Source organism: Pseudoalteromonas issachenkonii (assembly GCF_002310795.1).
Classification (GTDB): Bacteria; Pseudomonadota; Gammaproteobacteria; order Enterobacterales; family Alteromonadaceae; genus Pseudoalteromonas; species Pseudoalteromonas tetraodonis.
On the sequence record NZ_CP011030.1, the window covers coordinates 1,870,689 to 1,887,779 of the forward strand.

General features: G+C 39.2%; 17 protein-coding genes. 8 read left to right on the forward strand and 9 right to left on the reverse strand.

Annotation, left to right across the window (positions count from 1 at the left end; translation table 11 throughout):
* Positions 1 to 37 precede the first annotated feature (37 nt).
* From PISS_RS08625 to PISS_RS08635, 3 genes are all read left to right on the forward strand, one after another.
* Entirely contained in the window at positions 38 to 1,198 is a 1,161-nt protein-coding gene (locus PISS_RS08625) for a PQQ-dependent sugar dehydrogenase (RefSeq protein WP_058154765.1), read from the forward strand.
* Between the two features lie 92 nt (positions 1,199 to 1,290).
* A complete protein-coding gene (locus PISS_RS08630) occupies positions 1,291 to 1,470 on the forward strand; it encodes a DUF6435 family protein (RefSeq protein WP_010390276.1) in 180 nt (59 codons plus the stop codon).
* Positions 1,471 to 1,697: 227 nt separating this feature from the next.
* The gene (locus tag PISS_RS08635; protein WP_232311315.1) at positions 1,698 to 2,312 is read left to right on the forward strand and encodes a DUF7010 family protein; all 615 of its coding nucleotides are present in this window, start codon (positions 1,698 to 1,700) and stop codon (positions 2,310 to 2,312) included.
* A gap of 155 nt (positions 2,313 to 2,467) precedes the next feature.
* Here the strand turns inward: PISS_RS08635 and PISS_RS08640 are convergent, their stop codons facing one another.
* Positions 2,468 to 3,259 carry an SDR family oxidoreductase gene (locus PISS_RS08640; RefSeq protein ID WP_058154768.1) on the reverse strand — a complete coding sequence of 264 codons (792 nt, stop codon included), beginning with the start codon at positions 3,257 to 3,259 and terminating at the stop codon, positions 2,468 to 2,470.
* Positions 3,260 to 3,284: 25 nt separating this feature from the next.
* Positions 3,285 to 3,788: an Mpo1 family 2-hydroxy fatty acid dioxygenase gene (locus PISS_RS08645; protein WP_058154769.1), complete on the reverse strand. Its 504-nt coding sequence runs from the start codon at positions 3,786 to 3,788 to the stop codon at positions 3,285 to 3,287.
* Positions 3,789 to 3,969: 181 nt separating this feature from the next.
* Between PISS_RS08645 and PISS_RS08650 the strand changes: the two genes are divergently transcribed.
* A complete protein-coding gene (locus tag PISS_RS08650) occupies positions 3,970 to 4,368 on the forward strand; it encodes a hypothetical protein (RefSeq protein WP_058154771.1) in 399 nt (132 codons plus the stop codon).
* Between the two features lie 338 nt (positions 4,369 to 4,706).
* On the opposite strand, the gene PISS_RS08655 is transcribed toward PISS_RS08650, so the two are convergent.
* Complete coding sequence (locus PISS_RS08655) at positions 4,707 to 5,123, reverse strand: hypothetical protein (RefSeq protein WP_058154772.1); 417 nt, start codon at positions 5,121 to 5,123, stop codon at positions 4,707 to 4,709.
* 125 nt (positions 5,124 to 5,248) lie between these two features.
* Complete coding sequence (locus PISS_RS08660) at positions 5,249 to 6,193, reverse strand: LysR family transcriptional regulator (protein WP_033103326.1); 945 nt, start codon at positions 6,191 to 6,193, stop codon at positions 5,249 to 5,251.
* 124 nt (positions 6,194 to 6,317) lie between these two features.
* Between PISS_RS08660 and PISS_RS08665 the strand changes: the two genes are divergently transcribed.
* Complete coding sequence (locus tag PISS_RS08665; RefSeq protein WP_058154774.1) at positions 6,318 to 7,265, forward strand: sodium-dependent bicarbonate transport family permease; 948 nt, start codon at positions 6,318 to 6,320, stop codon at positions 7,263 to 7,265.
* 317 nt (positions 7,266 to 7,582) lie between these two features.
* Positions 7,583 to 8,752: an MFS transporter gene (locus PISS_RS08670; protein WP_024603123.1), complete on the forward strand. Its 1,170-nt coding sequence runs from the start codon at positions 7,583 to 7,585 to the stop codon at positions 8,750 to 8,752.
* Positions 8,753 to 8,798: 46 nt separating this feature from the next.
* Here PISS_RS08670 and helD read toward each other — a convergent pair whose 3' ends face one another.
* Positions 8,799 to 10,922, reverse strand: a complete 2,124-nt coding sequence (helD, locus tag PISS_RS08675; protein WP_058154776.1) for a DNA helicase IV — start codon at positions 10,920 to 10,922, stop codon at positions 8,799 to 8,801.
* A 206-nt stretch (positions 10,923 to 11,128) separates the two neighbouring features.
* Here helD and PISS_RS08680 point away from each other — a divergent pair, with 206 nt between their 5' ends.
* A complete protein-coding gene (locus tag PISS_RS08680) occupies positions 11,129 to 13,171 on the forward strand; it encodes a methyl-accepting chemotaxis protein (protein WP_058154777.1) in 2,043 nt (680 codons plus the stop codon).
* Positions 13,172 to 13,243: 72 nt separating this feature from the next.
* Here PISS_RS08680 and PISS_RS08685 read toward each other — a convergent pair whose 3' ends face one another.
* The 3 genes from PISS_RS08685 to PISS_RS08695 form a co-directional block, all read right to left on the reverse strand.
* Positions 13,244 to 13,951, reverse strand: coding sequence for a pirin family protein (locus tag PISS_RS08685; RefSeq protein ID WP_058154779.1), 708 nt, complete (start codon positions 13,949 to 13,951; stop codon positions 13,244 to 13,246).
* 29 nt (positions 13,952 to 13,980) lie between these two features.
* Positions 13,981 to 14,931, reverse strand: a complete 951-nt coding sequence (locus PISS_RS08690) for a glutathione S-transferase family protein (protein WP_024601612.1) — start codon at positions 14,929 to 14,931, stop codon at positions 13,981 to 13,983.
* A 78-nt stretch (positions 14,932 to 15,009) separates the two neighbouring features.
* The gene (locus PISS_RS08695; RefSeq protein ID WP_058154782.1) at positions 15,010 to 15,462 is read right to left on the reverse strand and encodes a DoxX family protein; all 453 of its coding nucleotides are present in this window, start codon (positions 15,460 to 15,462) and stop codon (positions 15,010 to 15,012) included.
* 124 nt (positions 15,463 to 15,586) lie between these two features.
* Here PISS_RS08695 and PISS_RS08700 point away from each other — a divergent pair, with 124 nt between their 5' ends.
* Positions 15,587 to 16,486, forward strand: coding sequence for a LysR substrate-binding domain-containing protein (locus PISS_RS08700; protein ID WP_058154784.1), 900 nt, complete (start codon positions 15,587 to 15,589; stop codon positions 16,484 to 16,486).
* 74 nt (positions 16,487 to 16,560) lie between these two features.
* Here PISS_RS08700 and PISS_RS08705 read toward each other — a convergent pair whose 3' ends face one another.
* Positions 16,561 to 16,971 carry a hypothetical protein gene (locus PISS_RS08705; RefSeq protein WP_013465125.1) on the reverse strand — a complete coding sequence of 137 codons (411 nt, stop codon included), beginning with the start codon at positions 16,969 to 16,971 and terminating at the stop codon, positions 16,561 to 16,563.
* Positions 16,972 to 17,091: the final 120 nt, after the last annotated feature.

Sequence of the window (17,091 nt, forward strand, 5' to 3'; positions counted from 1 at the left end):
TAAGGTAGTTAAAATTTAGTTAATTTTGGAAGCCATTATGAACAAAGTAACAACGCGTAAAAAATTTTCTACACTCGCCACAGCCAGTTGTGCATTGGCATTTTCGGCGCTTACCAGCCTTAGTGCTCATGCAGTTGATTTTAAAGAACTGGATAAATTAGCGCTTAATGTAAAACCGGTCACTGTTGCCCAAGGGGTTTCTATTCCCTGGGCTATTGAGGCTCTACCAAACGGTGATTTATTAATAACCGAGCGCAGTGGCACCTTATATTTATTGCGTAAAAATACCACCAGCTTAACTAAAATTTCTGGGCTACCTAAAATTGATGCCAACGGCCAAGGCGGCCTACTTGATTTAGAGCTGCATCCTGATTTTGCTAATAATCAATGGCTGTATATCACTTACTCAAGCAGTGAAGGTGACGGTGCTGGCAGTAACACCGCACTTATGCGCGCAAAATTAAGTAACGATCACAGCCAATTACGCGAGCCACAACAATTATACAAAGGCGAGCATAATTCTAAAAAAGGCCAGCACTACGGCAGCCGTATTGTGTTTGATAACCAAAACTATGTGTATTTTTCGATTGGCGATCGCGGCTCACGAGATATTAACCCACAAGATTTAAGCCGCGATGGCGGTAAAATTTATCGTTTACACGACGATGGTAAAATTCCAACCGACAACCCATTTGTAAAACAAAAAGACGCAAAATCAGCGATTTGGTCTTACGGGCATCGTAACCCACAAGGCATGTGGTTCGATGGTGAAAATAATGTATTTTGGGCACACGAACACGGCCCTCGTGGCGGCGATGAGCTTAATATGATTAAGCCTAAAACTAACTACGGCTGGCCAGTGGTAAGCTATGGTATTAACTACAGTGGCACCTCGTTTACCGATTTAACCGAAAAATCAGGCATGCAAGCGCCCACATTACAATGGACACCCTCTATTGCTCCTTCAGACATGCTGCTCGTAAAAGGTGACAAGTATCCTGAGCTTAAAGGAAAATTTTTACTCGCTTCAATGAAATACGCGTTTATTAGCGTACTTGAAATAGCAGATGGTAATGTCGTTAAACAAAGTAAATTACTGGAAGGCATTGGTCGTATTCGCAGTCTAGCACAAAGTGATGATGGCACTATTTACTTAGGATTGGACGGCCAAGGCATTATGCGCCTTGACCCACAATAATCTTTTAATAAGCTAATTACAGTAACAGCAAACTTTTTGCGCCTTCACTGCGTATTGTTACTGTAACTAGCTAATAAACAACGAGGGTGTTGATGTTTTCATTTTTAAAGCCAGATCCAATCAAAAAATTACGTAAAGAATACGACGCAAAATTAGAACAAGGCATGCAAGCGCAAAGAAAAGGCGATATTAAAAGCTATGCGATGTTAACTGACGAGGCTGAAAAAATTTGGAATGAAATAGAAGCGCTCGAAGCAAAAAAGGCCAAGTAACATTAAACTAAATAAGTTTAAACCTATCCCCCGCATTAACAGTGCGGGGTTTGTATTTCCCCGACTAAATAACTTCGATAAACATTTACCCAACTAAGTAAAATTAAATACACTTCTTATAAGTTCACTTTGCATTTCCCCCATCACGTTATTACAGCCCTATTGGTGCGACACTCAAAAGCCATTTTATTTCTCGCATAATCAGTTGTTTACATTAAAGTTAATTAGTGGAATTATTAACCAATAATTACTTTCCTCTGTTTGAGGGATATCCACTTTTAGGTCACGGGGTATTTATGGAATTTAAGCAAGCACAAAAAGACATGGATCTCGCCTATTTTGGTGGCGCAACAGGTGTTGTTATTTCTGGGTTAGTTTGGTGTTTTGCTGGTTTAATTGCAGTACTGTATTCAACTAAAGCGAGTATGCTTACCCTGTTTATTGGTGGTATGTTTATACACCCGCTGGCTATGTTGCTATCAAAAGTACTTAAGCGCCCTGGACAACATGACTCCACAAACCCATTAGGCAAACTTGCTTTAGAAAGTACCGTTATTTTATTTGTTGGTTTTTTCCTCGCCTTCTATGTTTCTAAGCTCCATCTGCAATGGTTTTATCCAATAATGCTGTTGGCAATGGGTGTGCGTTATTTAATTTTTAATACTTTATATGGTGCAAAAGTTTATTGGCTTTTAGGTGCTGTGCTTATGCTAGCGGGAGTAGTTTGTATATTATTAAATGCTAACTTCGTCATTGGTGCTTTTGTTGGCGGCATAACAGAAGTTATATTTTCTATTGTGATCTTCAATAAATCAAAAGAGTCAGCAATAAAAGCCTCATAGCGAATTGTTATCTAAAAGGAAAGTTACAGATAAAGATACTCTTAGCTTAACACTATGCATCATTAACTTTAACGTCTCCATTATTTAAAAAATAGAAGTACACTGTCAGCACAAATTTAACTTAAATTTTTGCTAACAGCCCACTAATTCTCAGGCTATTTATATTCTACCTTGGCGGTTAAGCGATTAAATAAACTAGGGAAAAACCGTTTTATAAACGGTGCCCAGCCACTTAACCCTTGGCCAACCACAACTTCGTCTTTTTTATTATAGATTGCGGTGAGCATTTTCGATGCGGCTACATTTACATTCATACCATTTTCTATTGAAGGCTCAGGTTTGTTTTGTGCCTCTCCTTGCCCGTTCAATGAATTATGGGCAATCGCTGTTTTAATTGAGCCAGGGCAAATAGTTAAGCAATGTATATTGTGCTGCGCGACTTCGGCACGTAAGCAATCCATAAAGCCTACTACAGCGTATTTACTGCCTGAATAACCCGTTCTAAACTTAGAGCCCACTTTGCCTGCCACGCTACTAATAGCCACTACAGAACCACTTTTTCGCGCCACCATTGAAGGTAGCACTGCTTTAGTGAGGGCAATTAAACCAAAGTAATTTACTTCCATGAGTTGGCGGTACACTTTAAAGTCATTTTCTAAAAATAAACTACGCTGTGATACGCCACCATTATTTATTAAAATATCAATTGGGCCTAAGCTATCTATTTGCGCTGATACATCCTGCAGTACAGTTTCGGGCTTTGATAGATCAAGGGGAATAACACGATGCCCCTCGCCTTTTAACTCGTCTTTTACTTGGTTGAGTTTATCGATATTTCGCGCTGATAAAATAACCTTCGCACCTTGCTCTGCAAATTGTTTTGCAAGCTCTTCACCAATGCCAGATGATGCACCGGTGATCCACACTGTTTTATTATTATAATCCATGGTTTACCTTATAGTCTTTGACTGATTATGCTTTAGTTGGGCCCGCTATTTCATTAACTTGCTGTTCTAAATTTTTATAAAAACCCATTAAAAATAACAGCTCTGCGGTGACATACAAAGGGCCAATAATTAAACCCACTAAATCATCAACAAAGGCGGGCTTTTTGCCTTCAAAATAATGACCAATAAACTGTAACACCCAGCCAAATACAAACACACCCACACCAATCGTCAGCCAAGATGTAAAGGGCATTGCGGCGATAGGCTGCGCTGCCACTAACAATAAAGTAAAAATGATGCTCATGATTAAACCTAGCGAAAAGCTCAGCATAAAATAGTAAACCACACTGGCAAGGACAAAAAGCTGCGCCCCATCGACATTAAAACTCCCTAGAGGAATTTCAACACGCGCTAGTAAGCACAATGCCGCAAATACAATCAGTGGAATACCAAAAAAGTGAGTTAATACGTTACGCTTTGAACGATGATACAAGCCATACTGGCCAAGTTGTTGTTGTAGAGTTTTCATAGGTTGATCCCGTTGTTATTTTTATAAGCAAAGTTCACCTTATAAAAAAGTGCGCACAATAACAACAAATACCGATGGTTATAAATTAAAAGGCTAACTAATGGCTCTCTAATTGGGTATTGATGTAAACTATTTAAAATAAATGTTTAACTGTTGGCCCTTGTAATATAAGGAAATCATCATGTTATTAAAAGCTCTAGCCATAGGCTTATTACTTGCTTTAGGCGAGATAATTAATGGCAACATTCGGGTGCGAGTTCTGCATCGATTATATGAGCAACGACGCGCTAAAACACTTAGTTTACTCTCAGGCATCGCCATTATTTTTGCTATAACTTGGTTAGCCCTACCATGGGTTGCCCCTACAAGTTACCTAGACTGTTTAAAGTTGGGCTTAGTGTGGCTAATAATAATGCTTAGTTTAGATATTTTTGTTGGCCGGTATTTATTTAAATATAAGTGGCAGAGAATTTTTGATGATTTTAATCTCTTTAAAGGCAATTTGCTTAGTGTAGGTATGTTGTTACTTTTTATAAGCCCAAGCTTGGTTTTTTGGTTGCAGATGAAAGTTATGGTTTAGATCACTGCTCTAAAAGCGCAGCGTCTCTTCGCTCTCTTTGTGTATTAATCACTTAAAAATAATTTAAACTGATAGAAATGAATGAGGATAAAATGAGTAGAAAAGTTTATTTATTTCAGTCACTTACTTTAAAAGCACAGCGTCTCTTCGCCCTCTTTGTAAATTGATCATAAAAAACAGTATGAACTGAGAGAATTGAATGAGAAGAAAATGAGAAGCCATAAAAAATATGCTTTAGATCACTGCTCTAAAAGCGCAGCGTCTCTTTGCCCTCTTTGTGCATAATTCTTAAAATCTATTTAAAATCAGAAGTAAATGAGCTTGCAACGTGTCGTTATCTAAGCTAATGCGCTTACAAGCTTGCCTTTTTCATGCGTAGGTTGCATGGCCATTCGATCAGTGCCTTTTTCGTATTCTTGCTCCAGCATTTTTTGTAACTCTGCAAGCTGCTCTTTAATGGTGTCTATATCAGCACCTTGCTCTTGAAGTTTTTCTGCCAATGCTTCGATTGCTGCTTTTAACTCAGCAATTTTTTCTTTATCAACTCCTAATCGTTGATAGATAAGCGCCTCTTGCGCATTTTCTAAAAAGCTTTTGTCTTGTGGCTTAGCGCTTGCGATTTGCGTTTGTTCGCTATCGCTGGTTTTAGCTGTTGCCGCAGGGCCAGAAGTTGCCGCTACTTCGTCAGCTTTTGCCGGTTTATTTATTGTACTAACATAAGTATTATATTGATTTTTAAAGGTTATTGATGTCATCAGCTCAAATCCATTTTTGCGTTAAAATATCTATCTTTAACTATTTTCACTTAGGTACTTGTATGTGAATAACTACAGCAACTTTAATACCAACTTATATTTGTTATTCGCTTCGCTTTAACTCTTTATTTTAAATTAAGCCCATTTAGCTCATTACGCACCCATTGCTTATCGAGATATTGCTCTAAATTCAGCTGGGCAAATTTTAAAAAGCTGCGCGCAGCATGAGAAATATGCCTGTCTGTGCGCACTACAAAATACCAATGGCTGGCTAAGCAGGTGTCGGTTACATTGAGCACTTTAAAACTGTTATCGCCTTTTGGTAATACATGATGGGAAAGCACCGCAATCCCCATTCCCGAGGAAACAGCAACCCGTATGGCTTCGTTACTGGCCATTTGCACACTATCACTAAGGACTAAACCACGGCTTTGTAATTCGCTTTCAAAAAGCATACGCGTAGCAGAGCCTGGCTCTCTTAATAAAAATCGATATGGCATTAAATCAGCTAATGTTAATGCTTTTACATCGGCAAGTGGATGATCAAGCGGCACAATAAAGACCAAGGGGTTATGTAAAAAACGCGCAGCTTGGGCATGTTCAAGTGATGGTGGGTGGCTAAACACATAAATGTCGTCTTCTCCACGCTCAAAACGCGCTAACACTGCAGAGCGGTTCCCAATTTCCAATGGCAGCTCTACATGGGGATGGGCATTACTGTAAGGCCCGAGTAACTTAGGCAAAATATATTGTGCAGTGTTTACCATGGCAATTTTACAGCGCCCGCGCTCCCCGCCTTTAAGCTCGGCTAAATAGTCTTGGTAATCATCAAAGTGCCCAAACACTTGCTCACAAGTTCTAAATAATTGTAAGCCAGCCTCGGTAACCTGTAATTTTTGCTGTTGCATAACAATTAAAGGCTCATTAACGGTTTCTTGTAAGCGCTTAATTTGCAAAGAAACGGTAGGCTGGGTTAAATGCAATTGCCGAGCTGTTTCGCTAATGGAGCCGGTTTTAACTACACTCATAAAGACTTCGAGTAGCCTAAATGATAGTTGCCTTATGTTCATTACTCACCTCATAGATTTTTATCTATAAGATACTATCATTCATTTTATTATTCACTATACAAAGATAGGCTTACAATAGCGCCGCTTAACAAATTGAGTAACTAATAACAAAAAGGAGAACAGTGTGCCTGATATCGTAGTGATGTTTTTTATTTTAGGATTAGTGGCGGGGATTTTACGTTCTGATTTAGCGATACCTAAAGCCACTTATGACACGCTAAGTCTATTGTTAATGCTCACCATAGGGTTAAAAGGTGGCATGGTGCTGCATGGAAATTTAAGCTGGCAGCTTCTTCCTGAAATGGCCTCGGTTATGTTACTCGGTGGCCTTATTCCCCTCACTCTTTACCCTATTTTAAAATATGTTGTTAGACTCAGTGTGGCTAATAGCGCCAGTATTGCCGCGCATTATGGCTCGGTAAGCGCAGGTACCTTTGCAGTTGCATTGGCTTATGCAGAGTCAGCTAAATTAGAGGTAGGTGCTGAGGTTACACTGTATTTAGTGATGCTCGAATTACCTGCCATTATTGTCGGTTTAATGCTGTATCGTAAACTCGACAAACAACATAGCCAAAGTAATACACTGTCACTCAAAGCGCTTTGGCACGAAACACTTACTAACAAAAGCGTGATTTTGTTAGTTGGCGGTGTGATCATCGGAATGATGTATGGCACACAGCAAGGCAGTCAAGTAACCAGTCTTTTAACCAGTAGTTTTAAAGTAGTACTGGCATTGTTTTTACTTGAAATGGGTTTAGTGGCTGCGCAAACTCTGCGCCCATTTCCTTGGCAGCATTGGAGACTCGCTGCATTTGCTATTATTACTCCGCTATTTTTAGGTGCTATCGGCGTGGCTGTAGGCACACTATTAAAATTAGAATTAGGCTCGGTAGTGATACTCGGTAGCTTAGTGGCTAGTGCGTCTTATATTGCAGCCCCTGCGGCAATTAAAGCAGCCGTTCCCAAGGCTGATATTGGCCTAGCTATGCTCAGCTCTTTAGGGGTAACGTTTCCGTTTAATGTGATTGTTGGTATTGGTTTGTACCATAAGCTTGCGCTTGCCATGCACTAAAATAAACACCAATAAAAGCCCAACATGGGCTTTTATTTTTTAACTATACCCCGCCATTACTACGTTATCACCCTCTTTAAAAAATCAACAAATATAAAACAAAAACGCTAACTTATTTCTACAATCAGATTGCAATTAAGCGATTAGTTTACGTAAAAAAACATTTTAAAAATTATTTTGATTGAGCAATTAAAAAACACTTTACTTGGTATAAAAAGCAGCATAAATTCGCAGCCAAATTAACCTGCTTCAAATAATCGCGCCACTATCACACCTAAATCAGCAATTATTTAAACCCTTTTTATCGGAATAATCTAATGGTGGAACTTGCCGCTAATAGTAAATCAAATAATCCTTTAGCCCCTGTTATTGGTTTATCTTTTTTTGCTATTGCTTCGGGCTTTTTAATGAGCCTGATCCCGTTATCACTGAGTGCTTTTAAGTTAAGTATTGATCTTGCGCCTTGGCTTGCCAGCGTCTTTTATTTTGGTTTACTTATTGGCGCGCTGTGTATTGAGCGTGTGGTAGTAAAAATTGGCCACCGTATGGCATTTATCGCATTTTTAATGTTGCTGATCATCAGTGTTATTGCACAGATCATTTCCCCTACAGCCACAATGTGGTTAATTGCTCGCTTTGTTGCTGGTATTGCTGTTGCGGGAGTATTTGTAGTGGTCGAGTCGTGGTTGTTAATGGCGAATACACCTAAGGCGCGAGCTAAACGCTTAGGTTTATATATGACCTCTTTATATGGTGGCAGCGCTGTGGGGCAATTAGCAATCACACCGCTTGGCACTGAAGGTGCCGTACCGTATTTATTTGTCGTGGCCCTTTTGGCGTTGGCTATTTTAGCTCCATTATTAATTACCACAGGCCAACCTAATGCTCAGCAATTACAAAAGCTGCCACTTAAAGAGTTAAAAACTCTCAGCCGCCCTGCTATTTTAGGCTGTTTAGTATCAGGATTATTACTAGGCCCTATTTACGGGTTATTACCTGTTTATATAGCCGCGCAAACTGATCAAGCCCAATATACCGGCTTACTTATGGCGGTGATTATTTTAGGTGGCATGCTGGTGCAACCTTTAGTGAGTTATTTATCAACCCGTATTATAAAAAGCTTACTTATGGCTATTTTTTGTTTTGTTGGTGCTGCCAGCGTAATGGGAATATTAAACGCACATAGCTTTGGCGGATTAGTTGTAAGTTACTTTGTATTAGGTGCGTGTAGTTTTGCACTTTATCCGATTGCAATTACTTTAGCGTGCGACTCCTTACCTATGGCAAAAATAGTGTCAGCCACTGAAATAATGCTGCTCAGCTACAGTGTCGGCTCTGTATTAGGCCCGTTGTTGGCAACGCATTTTTCTGATGCAAGCCATGGTGTGCTTATTTATTTAGGTGGTTGTTTAATTACCACCTGTATTTATATGCTCATAAAAAGTATGAAAAAAATACCCACAGGTAACACCCCTGTTGCAGGTTAACTAACGCAATAGACCGCTTAAGCTTATTCGTTTGCCACTAAGCGGTTTATACCTGCGCTACCACTTTACTAGCTATGTTTTTTAACTCTTTTAGCTCAATTTGATGCTCGTTTATGAGCTCGTCAACAAAACAGCTGCGGTTGTTGTCATCACTTATGATAAACACCTTGTGTTTAGCACGAGTGAGCGCCACATAAAATAAGCGTCGCTCTTCGCTATGGGCATACAAATCTTTAGCGGGTAACAGAGCTTCTAACATTGCAGGCGATGGCTTAGTGCTCGGAAATCCAAATTGCCCGCCATGCATACCTAATATAACTACGTAATCGGCTTCTTTACCCTTTGAACCATGAAAGGTATCACACTCAATTTGTAATGAAGAAAAGGTGTGCTGCAAGGCGTTAATATCGGCTTTAGTAGGTAACTGAAAGCGATAGCGTGCCAGTAAATACACAACAGCGGGCTTATTTGTGTTGATAGCGCCAAGTACATGGGCAAGTGCCCCATTATTTAGCTCAGCTATTTTTGTATTTTTGCTTGAGACAACATTCGCTGTTTTTAATACGCTAATAGCGGGCTTTGTCACTTGTGATAATGAGTTAATTTGCTTAGCTAACTGGGCAGGGTTTTTCATGATAAAACATGAAGCAACCTCACTAATTTTATTATTAAAACGAAACGTAACATCCAGTATGGTTTGTGTGGTAAAACCAAAATGTGCGGCAAATTCTGTGGTCAGGCGCATATCAGCACCACTAAAACGGTAAATAGCTTGCCAGTCATCGCCTACTACAAACAATGAGCTTCTAGGCTTACTATCGCGCAGCGCTTTAACCAACGCCGCACGCGTAGGCGATATATCTTGAAATTCATCAACCATGATATAACGCCAAGATGATATAAACTTTCCTGTATTAACATAATCGAGGGCTTTGAGGATCATATCGTCAAAGTCTATTTCACCTTGAGTATGTAAATAATGGTTATAGTTGGCTAATAATGGCTTTAATAATTTCCAAGCCTGCTGTATCTGCTTTGAATCGTTCTCAAGCGTTATATTTGCTGTTTTATACACGCTAATTAATTGACTAAATAAAGTCGCTAATTTGGTTAAATAACCGCCAGCTTTTATCTCTTGTAGAAGCGCTATATGATTAGGCTTTGCAGTGCTTAATTCAAACCCACTTTTAACGTCATTAAGATTGTTATTTATATAGTTTACCAATGCTTTAGCATACTGTGGCTTAGCATTAGCAAGCGATTCAAAACACCCTTCAACCCATTTTATTTTAGCTTTTTCGTTTTCAGCAAGTTTAGATATTTTAGGCGTTTTTCTTTCAACCTCATTAATAATTGTTAAACCTAAGCTGTGAAAAGTGGCGGTTTTTATAGCCTGTGTATTCAGCTTAGCTTTAATACGTTCGTCCATTTCACTGGCAGCTTGCTTACCATAGGCGAGTAATAAAATATCATCGTAATTAGCTTGCTCACTGTTAACTAAATAGCCCGCTCGCGCCACCATTACACTGGTTTTACCTGTGCCGGCTCCGGCTAATACGAGGTTATTATCGTCATCGATAATGCATGCCCGTCTTTGCTTTTCAGTAAGTGGGTTTGCTTCAACGTTATCGAAAAAACCAGCATAACGGTGCAACTGGGTCTGTGTGTATTTATGCTGTAAAAAACGAGTTAATGAATCGCTCCACTGACTATATTGTTCGAGCAGTTTTATTTGCGTGCTAACAACTGCCAATGCCTCACTCTTTTTTATCCAAGGTAACCAGCGGTTGTATTGTTGTTTAACGCGCTGTTTTATATCTGCCACATAGGATTGACGCAAAAATTGATGATGTGCAAATTGGTTAATATTTTCTAGAAGCTCATTTAATGGTTCAATATTATTATTGACCCATAGCTGATCCGTCTTAGCTTTAAGTATTCGGTGACTGCCATAAGCCCTCATCCACACTCGATACTGCCCAGACTGTGTTGAAAAACGTAGTGTTTGTCCAAGCACCCCATATTCATAACGAATAGGCGAGGTTAAATCGCACCAATTCAGTGTATCTGTGTGCTTTTTGTTGTTAATGACTAAACCTTGTTGATTAATATCAACAGCGAGGTGTGGGGTAAACAGGCGGCCAAATACGCTGGGGAAAATAGAATTCATTAACAGCAGAATTCCTTTATAAAAATGAACCAATTAACGCTATTTTAAGGTAATACGCGCTGTAAGGATAATAAATCTGGCGGTAAAATTTTCAACGCGTTAAAGTAGGACAAAAAACAACCAATCAATTTATCCATTTCCTTGGCATAACTCCCTATTGTGACTAATATTTACTCTACATACAGTGATTTAACAAGGATTGAAACATGCGAATTAACTCAATTAGAACCAAAGTTATTTTACCTATTGCTTTTTTAGCACTGATCCTTGCAGGTTTACTTGTTTCAATTGCATCAATTACTTACATACAAGACAACGCGATGAAAAGGCAAACCGAAACCTTTTTTGAAGCCGTTACCGTTATTTTAAATGCTGACAGAGACATATACCAAGCACGTATTGCACTGGAAAATCTACTCAGTGCCACAGGCGATAATGAGACCAATAAAGCAGAGTTTTTAGAAAACGCTGAACAAGTCAAAGACCGCTTCAACAAATACTTAACGTACTTAAAAGATGAACAAGCACTATTGTCAAAACATGACTCTTTTTCTCGTTTTGAGCCTTTATACAATCAATGGCTAGACCACAGTAAAACGTTAATGGATTCCAGTCACTCACAAAGTAAAATGCAAAGTGATTTGAATCAAACTGAATCTGAATTTTTACAAATACGAGAAATGATGGATCAAGCAGGTGAAGAGCTTCGCATCCATACCAATAAACAGCAGCAAGATAAAGTCGGCTCAGAATTATTAAGTCGCTATGTAGAAGCAATGGCCGAGGTGCTCAATGCAGATAGAGATATATACCAAGCTCGACTAGCAAAACAAAAAATTGTAAACCAACATGGCGAATTGGCACAAAACCAAAAACTATTTGAAGAAAATGCAGCTCAGGTTATTCGTCGTTTTAATAGTTACCGCAGCTACTTAATTGATGAGCCACAACTGACACAAAAATACGCTAATTTTGATCAACTTTATCAACAGTGGTACGAGAAAGGAAAAGCGTTAGTTTATTCAAGTTCAGCTAATCAAATAGCCTTAATTGATAATAATTTAGCGCAAGCCGATAAAAGCTTTAATGAATTGAGAGGAATACTTGATATAGCGGGCGAAGAAGCACGTACCTATGCCCGAAAAGTAAAACATGAAGTGCAAGCTAGCATTCAACTTTTTGAGAAAATTGTGTTTATTATCATTATTATTGCCTTTATTGTTGCATTAGCTGTGGGTTATTACATCCCTAAAAAGCTCACCGATAATATTAATAATATTACTCTACGAATCAAAGAAATCGCCGCCGGTGATGGTGATTTAACGCAACGCATCAATACTACATCGCATGATGAACTCGGTGAGCTAAGTAACGAGTTTGATAACTTTTTAGCACACCTCCAACAAATAATAAAAAATATTCAGCAGCAATCCATTCAACTAGGTACTGTGACCGGCGATCTTAATAATGTCTCTGATACCGCGATGAACGTGACGCAGCAACTTGCCAATGCGTCTGACTCCATTGTAAGCGCTGGTCATGAAATGGATATGGCAAACCAGCAAATGGCAGAGCTGGCTAAAAATACCGCCCACGAAGCTGATATTTCTAGCGAGCAGGTACAGCAAGGAGTACAAGCCATTGATGTGTCGAGCAAAGCGATTGAAGATTTAATCAACGATATTCAATCGGCTTTATCAAATTCTGTTGAATTAGAAAGCAGCTCAACCGATATTACATCTGTACTTGAGGTCATTAGAAATATTGCCGAACAAACTAACCTATTAGCGTTAAATGCCGCGATTGAGGCTGCCAGAGCTGGCGAGCAAGGCCGTGGCTTTGCTGTTGTTGCTGATGAGGTTAGAACGTTGGCCACCCGCACACAACAAAGCACCGATGAAATAGATACGATGATCCAACGCTTAAATAACAATGTAAAAGCGTCATCAGATTCTATTAAAAACAGTCAAACAAATGCTAACGCCACACTCAGTAATTTTGATGCCGTTATTAGTATTTTTAGCAACCTAACTCACGCTTTTGAAAAAGTGCAGCAAATGTCGGCCGAAACCGCACAAGCAACACAAGAACAATCCCATGTAGCAAACGAGATTAATAGAAATTTGGTATCGTTAAAAGAACAGTCAGCACAAATGAAACAAATCTCTGAGCAAACAACGCTACAATCAAAAAATGTATCAGCGCTTTACAAGCAAATGAAATCGCAGGTAGATAGCTTTAAAGTATAGTGCTGTAAGTTTGTAAAACAATGGCGCAGTGTTTACTGCGCCGTTAAGATAAACCCAATTAAGCCGAATAGCCTAGGCTAATGTATCAATAATAATTATTTCACTCTCGGTTGTTGCAGTTAGCGTGATAAAATCAGCATGAGTGACCTCTGCACCATCCCCCTTGTTCATGGTAATTTCACTGCTTGTGTCACCTACAGTAAATACACCATCAGATGCAAGTACATAAGCTTGATGATCAATACGCTGAGTTATGGTGGTACCTTTTGCAAGTTTTCCACCATAAATGCGTGCCTGTTGATTAATAAATAAGGTATTACCCGCATCTTCTGCATAACCCGACACTAAAAGCGTAAGCTCGTTAGCTACGTCTGTCGGAAATTTTTTACTTTCCCAGCGCGGCGGCACATTTTGTTTATTACTTTGAATCCAAATTTGATAAAAAGTAAGTGGCTCATTGGTACGATTATACTCAGAATGCACAATACCTGTGCCTGCACTCATTACCTGCACTTCACCTTGCTCGGTTATGCCTTTATTACCCATACTATCTTGATGAGTAATGGCACCACTGCGTATGAAACTAATAATTTCCATATTTTTGTGTGGATGCGCTCCAAAACCCATTTCAGGTGCAACCCAATCATCATTAACAACGCGTAATGTACCAAAGCCCATACGTACCGGATTATAGTAATGTGCAAAACTAAAATGATGTTTAGATTTAAGCCAACCGTGATCGGCACTGCCTAAACTATTCTTTGGATAATGATTGATCATGGTCTTTCCTCAAAAAGAATAAACATTAATTAATATGGACGTTCACGGTCGTGTGGAGCATCAAAATGATGCTTTGCACCCAGCGGTACTATTTGTGTTGGATTAATCGTTAAGTGGCTTACATAGTAATGCACCTTTGTGTACTCTAAATCGACTGTTTCTTTAACACCCGGTACTTGGTACAGCTCGTTAACGTAATTGCTAATATGGTGAAACTCGCTTAATTTTTGACGGTTACACTTAAAATGCCCGTGATACACCGCATCAAAGCGAATAAGGGTTGTAAATAAACGCCAATCAGCTTCTGTAATAACATCACCAACGAGATAGCGCTGCTTAGCTAAACGCGCTTCTAGCCAGTCTAAACTATCAAATAGTGCGGTGTAAGCCTCATTGTAAGCTTCTTGTGTAGTAGCAAAACCGGCTTTATATACGCCGTTATTAATGGTGTTATAGACACGGTTATTCACGGCTTCGATTTCTTCACGAAGTGGCTCTGGATAATAATCATCAGTATTGCCAGTGAGCTCATTAAACGCACTATTAAGCATACGAATGATCTCTATTGATTCATTATTTACAATAGTTTGCGTTTTTTTATCCCATAAAATCGGCACAGTAACCCGCCCTTCATAACTAGGATCGGCTTTTAAATATAATTGATAGGCGTAATCTAAGTTATAAAGTGGATCGCCCTGCTCGCCAAATTCCCAGCCGTTTTCCATCATGGGAGCTTCAACAATACTCATAGAAATAATATCTTCGAGCTGCTTTAATTTACGAAAAATAATCGTTCTGTGCGCCCAAGGGCACGCTAGCGATACATATAAATGATAACGCCCCGCCTCAGGGGTAAATTTGCTTTGTGGCGCTGATGAAATAGTATCCCTAAAACGGCTGTCTTGACGTACAAATTTACCGTCGCTTTTTTCGGTGTCGTACCATTTATCGACCCATTCACCGTTAACAAGTAATCCCATGTCCGTCTCCTAAGTATGTAGAATGTGCCAACCTTACGTAGATTGGCAGCTTAAAGTTCAATCAGTTATATGATCAGCTTATTGGTTTAATTTGTTATGAATTTTTCCATCAAGGGATAGCTTTCCAGCTCCTTGAATAAATAAGGCCAAGGTAATTGCCAACAACGATAAACCAAACTCGTAACCGTTGTTGCTCATAAATAAGCCGTTATCTATATGTACGGTAAAAATAGCAACCACCATAGTGATAGCCAGTACAAAACTCGCAGGACGCACCAGCAAACCAACGATGAGTAGTAATCCACCAAAAAATTCAGCGCCACCCGCCATTAATGCCATTAAATAGCCCGGTGCTAAGCCAATCGACTCCATCCATTGCCCTGTGCCTTCCAAGCCATAGCCACCAAACCACGCAAACAGTTTTTGTGCCCCATGAGCACTAAACACTAATCCTGCAATAAGCCTTAATGGTAGTGTTGCAAAAGACTGTTCAGTTTTTGTGATGGCAGCTGTGATATTTTTAATCGTCATAATGTTTACCTGTATTGTTTCTGTTGATTATGCAGCTATTGTATAAGTTGAATTAAAATTAAATAACTCCTATTATTTGCTTTATATGTTCAAATATTTTGAACAGTTAATATTTGGTATGATGATGAATACACCCCCTATTAGCATAGAAGCTTTACTGGTATTAGACGCCATTGAGCATCGTGGCAGTTATGCAGCCGCTGCTGAGCAACTTAATAAAGTGCCATCAGCCCTGTCGTATATTGTTAATAAACTTGAAGAGCAATTAAATGTAACTTTATTTCAGCGCCAAGGTCGGCGAGCAGTTTTAACCCCCGCAGGTAAACATTTACTGAGCGAGGGGCGTAAAGTGCTCAATGCTATAAATAATTTATCGGAGCAAACACAAACCATAGCTAATGGCTGGGAGCCTAGAATACGGATTGCTTGTGACTCAATTATTGACGTAACTAATGTTTTTGCTGCTTTGCAACAATTTTTAATTGAACATAAAAGCATTGAAATTGATGTAAAAGAAGAGGTCATGAGCGGTACATGGGAGGCGTTAATAGAAGACAATGTTGACTTAGTGATTGGTGCACCCGCCCCCGTGCCTGCTCAAAAAGGGATCAGGGCAGTGAAAATAACGGATATTCAAAATGTACTTGTGGTTCACCCAACCCACCCTTTAGCAAAAGAGCAAAAACCCATCAAGCCTAGTGATCTTGGTCAATACACCACAGTGATAGTTCATGACTCTGCAAAACAAAGTATTCCGTGGTCAGCTAATTTAATCGAAGGTAGTCAACGTTTTTATGTAAGCTCCGTAAAACAAAAAATTACCGCTATTTTATCGGGAATCGGGATTGGTTATTTACCAGTAAACCTTATTGCTGAACATATTAAAGCTAAAAAACTTCATGTCGTGGAGCTCATTGAACCACGTCCTATTCAAGACTTATACCTTGCATGGAAAATAACCAACAAAGGTAAAGGATTAAAAAAATTGACTCAACTTTTAATCGACAATAATTTACAGACATGAAATTAGCCAACTACATAAATGCAAAAGCCCATGCTAACTAAATTAGCATGGGCTTTTTTAATCACTAATAGATGTTATAGAGCAAGATCTTGCTTAGCACGTGTTAAATTGTGTGACACCAACTCGTTACCTGATATTTGCTGTGCTTCGTAAAAGTCAGATAACGCTGCGGTTTCGTTTTTAGCCATTAAACGGCCAACACCGCGGTTACTTAAAGCAAATGAGGTCAGCTCACGTACTTTAAAACGTGGGCCTGTACTTTGCTGTAATAATGTAATTGCTTTTGAGCAAATTTCTTCAGCTTGGCTGTAGTTTTTTGATTTTACATTTAATGCGCAACTGTTAAATGCAACTTCGAATTCTTGTGGGGCTGTTGCAGCCTCTTCAATAACCATTAACTTGTAGTCACTTTGATCAGCCATTACAGCAGCTGAGCAAGTTAATAAAGAGCCAAGAGCGATGGTTTTGATAAGTGAGCGTTTCATGATTAGTTTCCTATTTGGTTAGTCGTGCTTGTTGCCGACAACTAAACTTTAGAGTGTTTACTTAATCTCGACAAACGATTAAAAACAAACCAATAAGTGAAAAAAACTAACCTATAGACT

Bases quoted from the DNA above. Each gene is read 5' to 3' on its own strand.
- PISS_RS08625 (WP_058154765.1), top strand. From the start codon at position 38: ATGAACAAAGTAACAACGCGTAAAAAATTTTCTACACTCGCCACAGCC.
- PISS_RS08650 (WP_058154771.1), top strand. From the start codon at position 3,970: ATGTTATTAAAAGCTCTAGCCATAGGCTTATTACTTGCTTTAGGCGAG.
- PISS_RS08705 (WP_013465125.1), bottom strand. From the start codon at position 16,971: ATGAAACGCTCACTTATCAAAACCATCGCTCTTGGCTCTTTATTAACT.
- PISS_RS08690 (WP_024601612.1), bottom strand. From the start codon at position 14,931: ATGGGATTACTTGTTAACGGTGAATGGGTCGATAAATGGTACGACACC.
- PISS_RS08700 (WP_058154784.1), top strand. From the start codon at position 15,587: ATGAATACACCCCCTATTAGCATAGAAGCTTTACTGGTATTAGACGCC.
- PISS_RS08630 (WP_010390276.1), top strand. From the start codon at position 1,291: ATGTTTTCATTTTTAAAGCCAGATCCAATCAAAAAATTACGTAAAGAA.
- PISS_RS08695 (WP_058154782.1), bottom strand. From the start codon at position 15,462: ATGACGATTAAAAATATCACAGCTGCCATCACAAAAACTGAACAGTCT.
- PISS_RS08655 (WP_058154772.1), bottom strand. From the start codon at position 5,123: ATGACATCAATAACCTTTAAAAATCAATATAATACTTATGTTAGTACA.
- PISS_RS08660 (WP_033103326.1), bottom strand. From the start codon at position 6,193: ATGAACATAAGGCAACTATCATTTAGGCTACTCGAAGTCTTTATGAGT.
- PISS_RS08685 (WP_058154779.1), bottom strand. From the start codon at position 13,951: ATGATCAATCATTATCCAAAGAATAGTTTAGGCAGTGCCGATCACGGT.
- helD (WP_058154776.1), bottom strand. From the start codon at position 10,922: ATGAATTCTATTTTCCCCAGCGTATTTGGCCGCCTGTTTACCCCACAC.
- PISS_RS08645 (WP_058154769.1), bottom strand. From the start codon at position 3,788: ATGAAAACTCTACAACAACAACTTGGCCAGTATGGCTTGTATCATCGT.
- PISS_RS08680 (WP_058154777.1), top strand. From the start codon at position 11,129: ATGCGAATTAACTCAATTAGAACCAAAGTTATTTTACCTATTGCTTTT.
- PISS_RS08640 (WP_058154768.1), bottom strand. From the start codon at position 3,259: ATGGATTATAATAATAAAACAGTGTGGATCACCGGTGCATCATCTGGC.
- PISS_RS08670 (WP_024603123.1), top strand. From the start codon at position 7,583: ATGGTGGAACTTGCCGCTAATAGTAAATCAAATAATCCTTTAGCCCCT.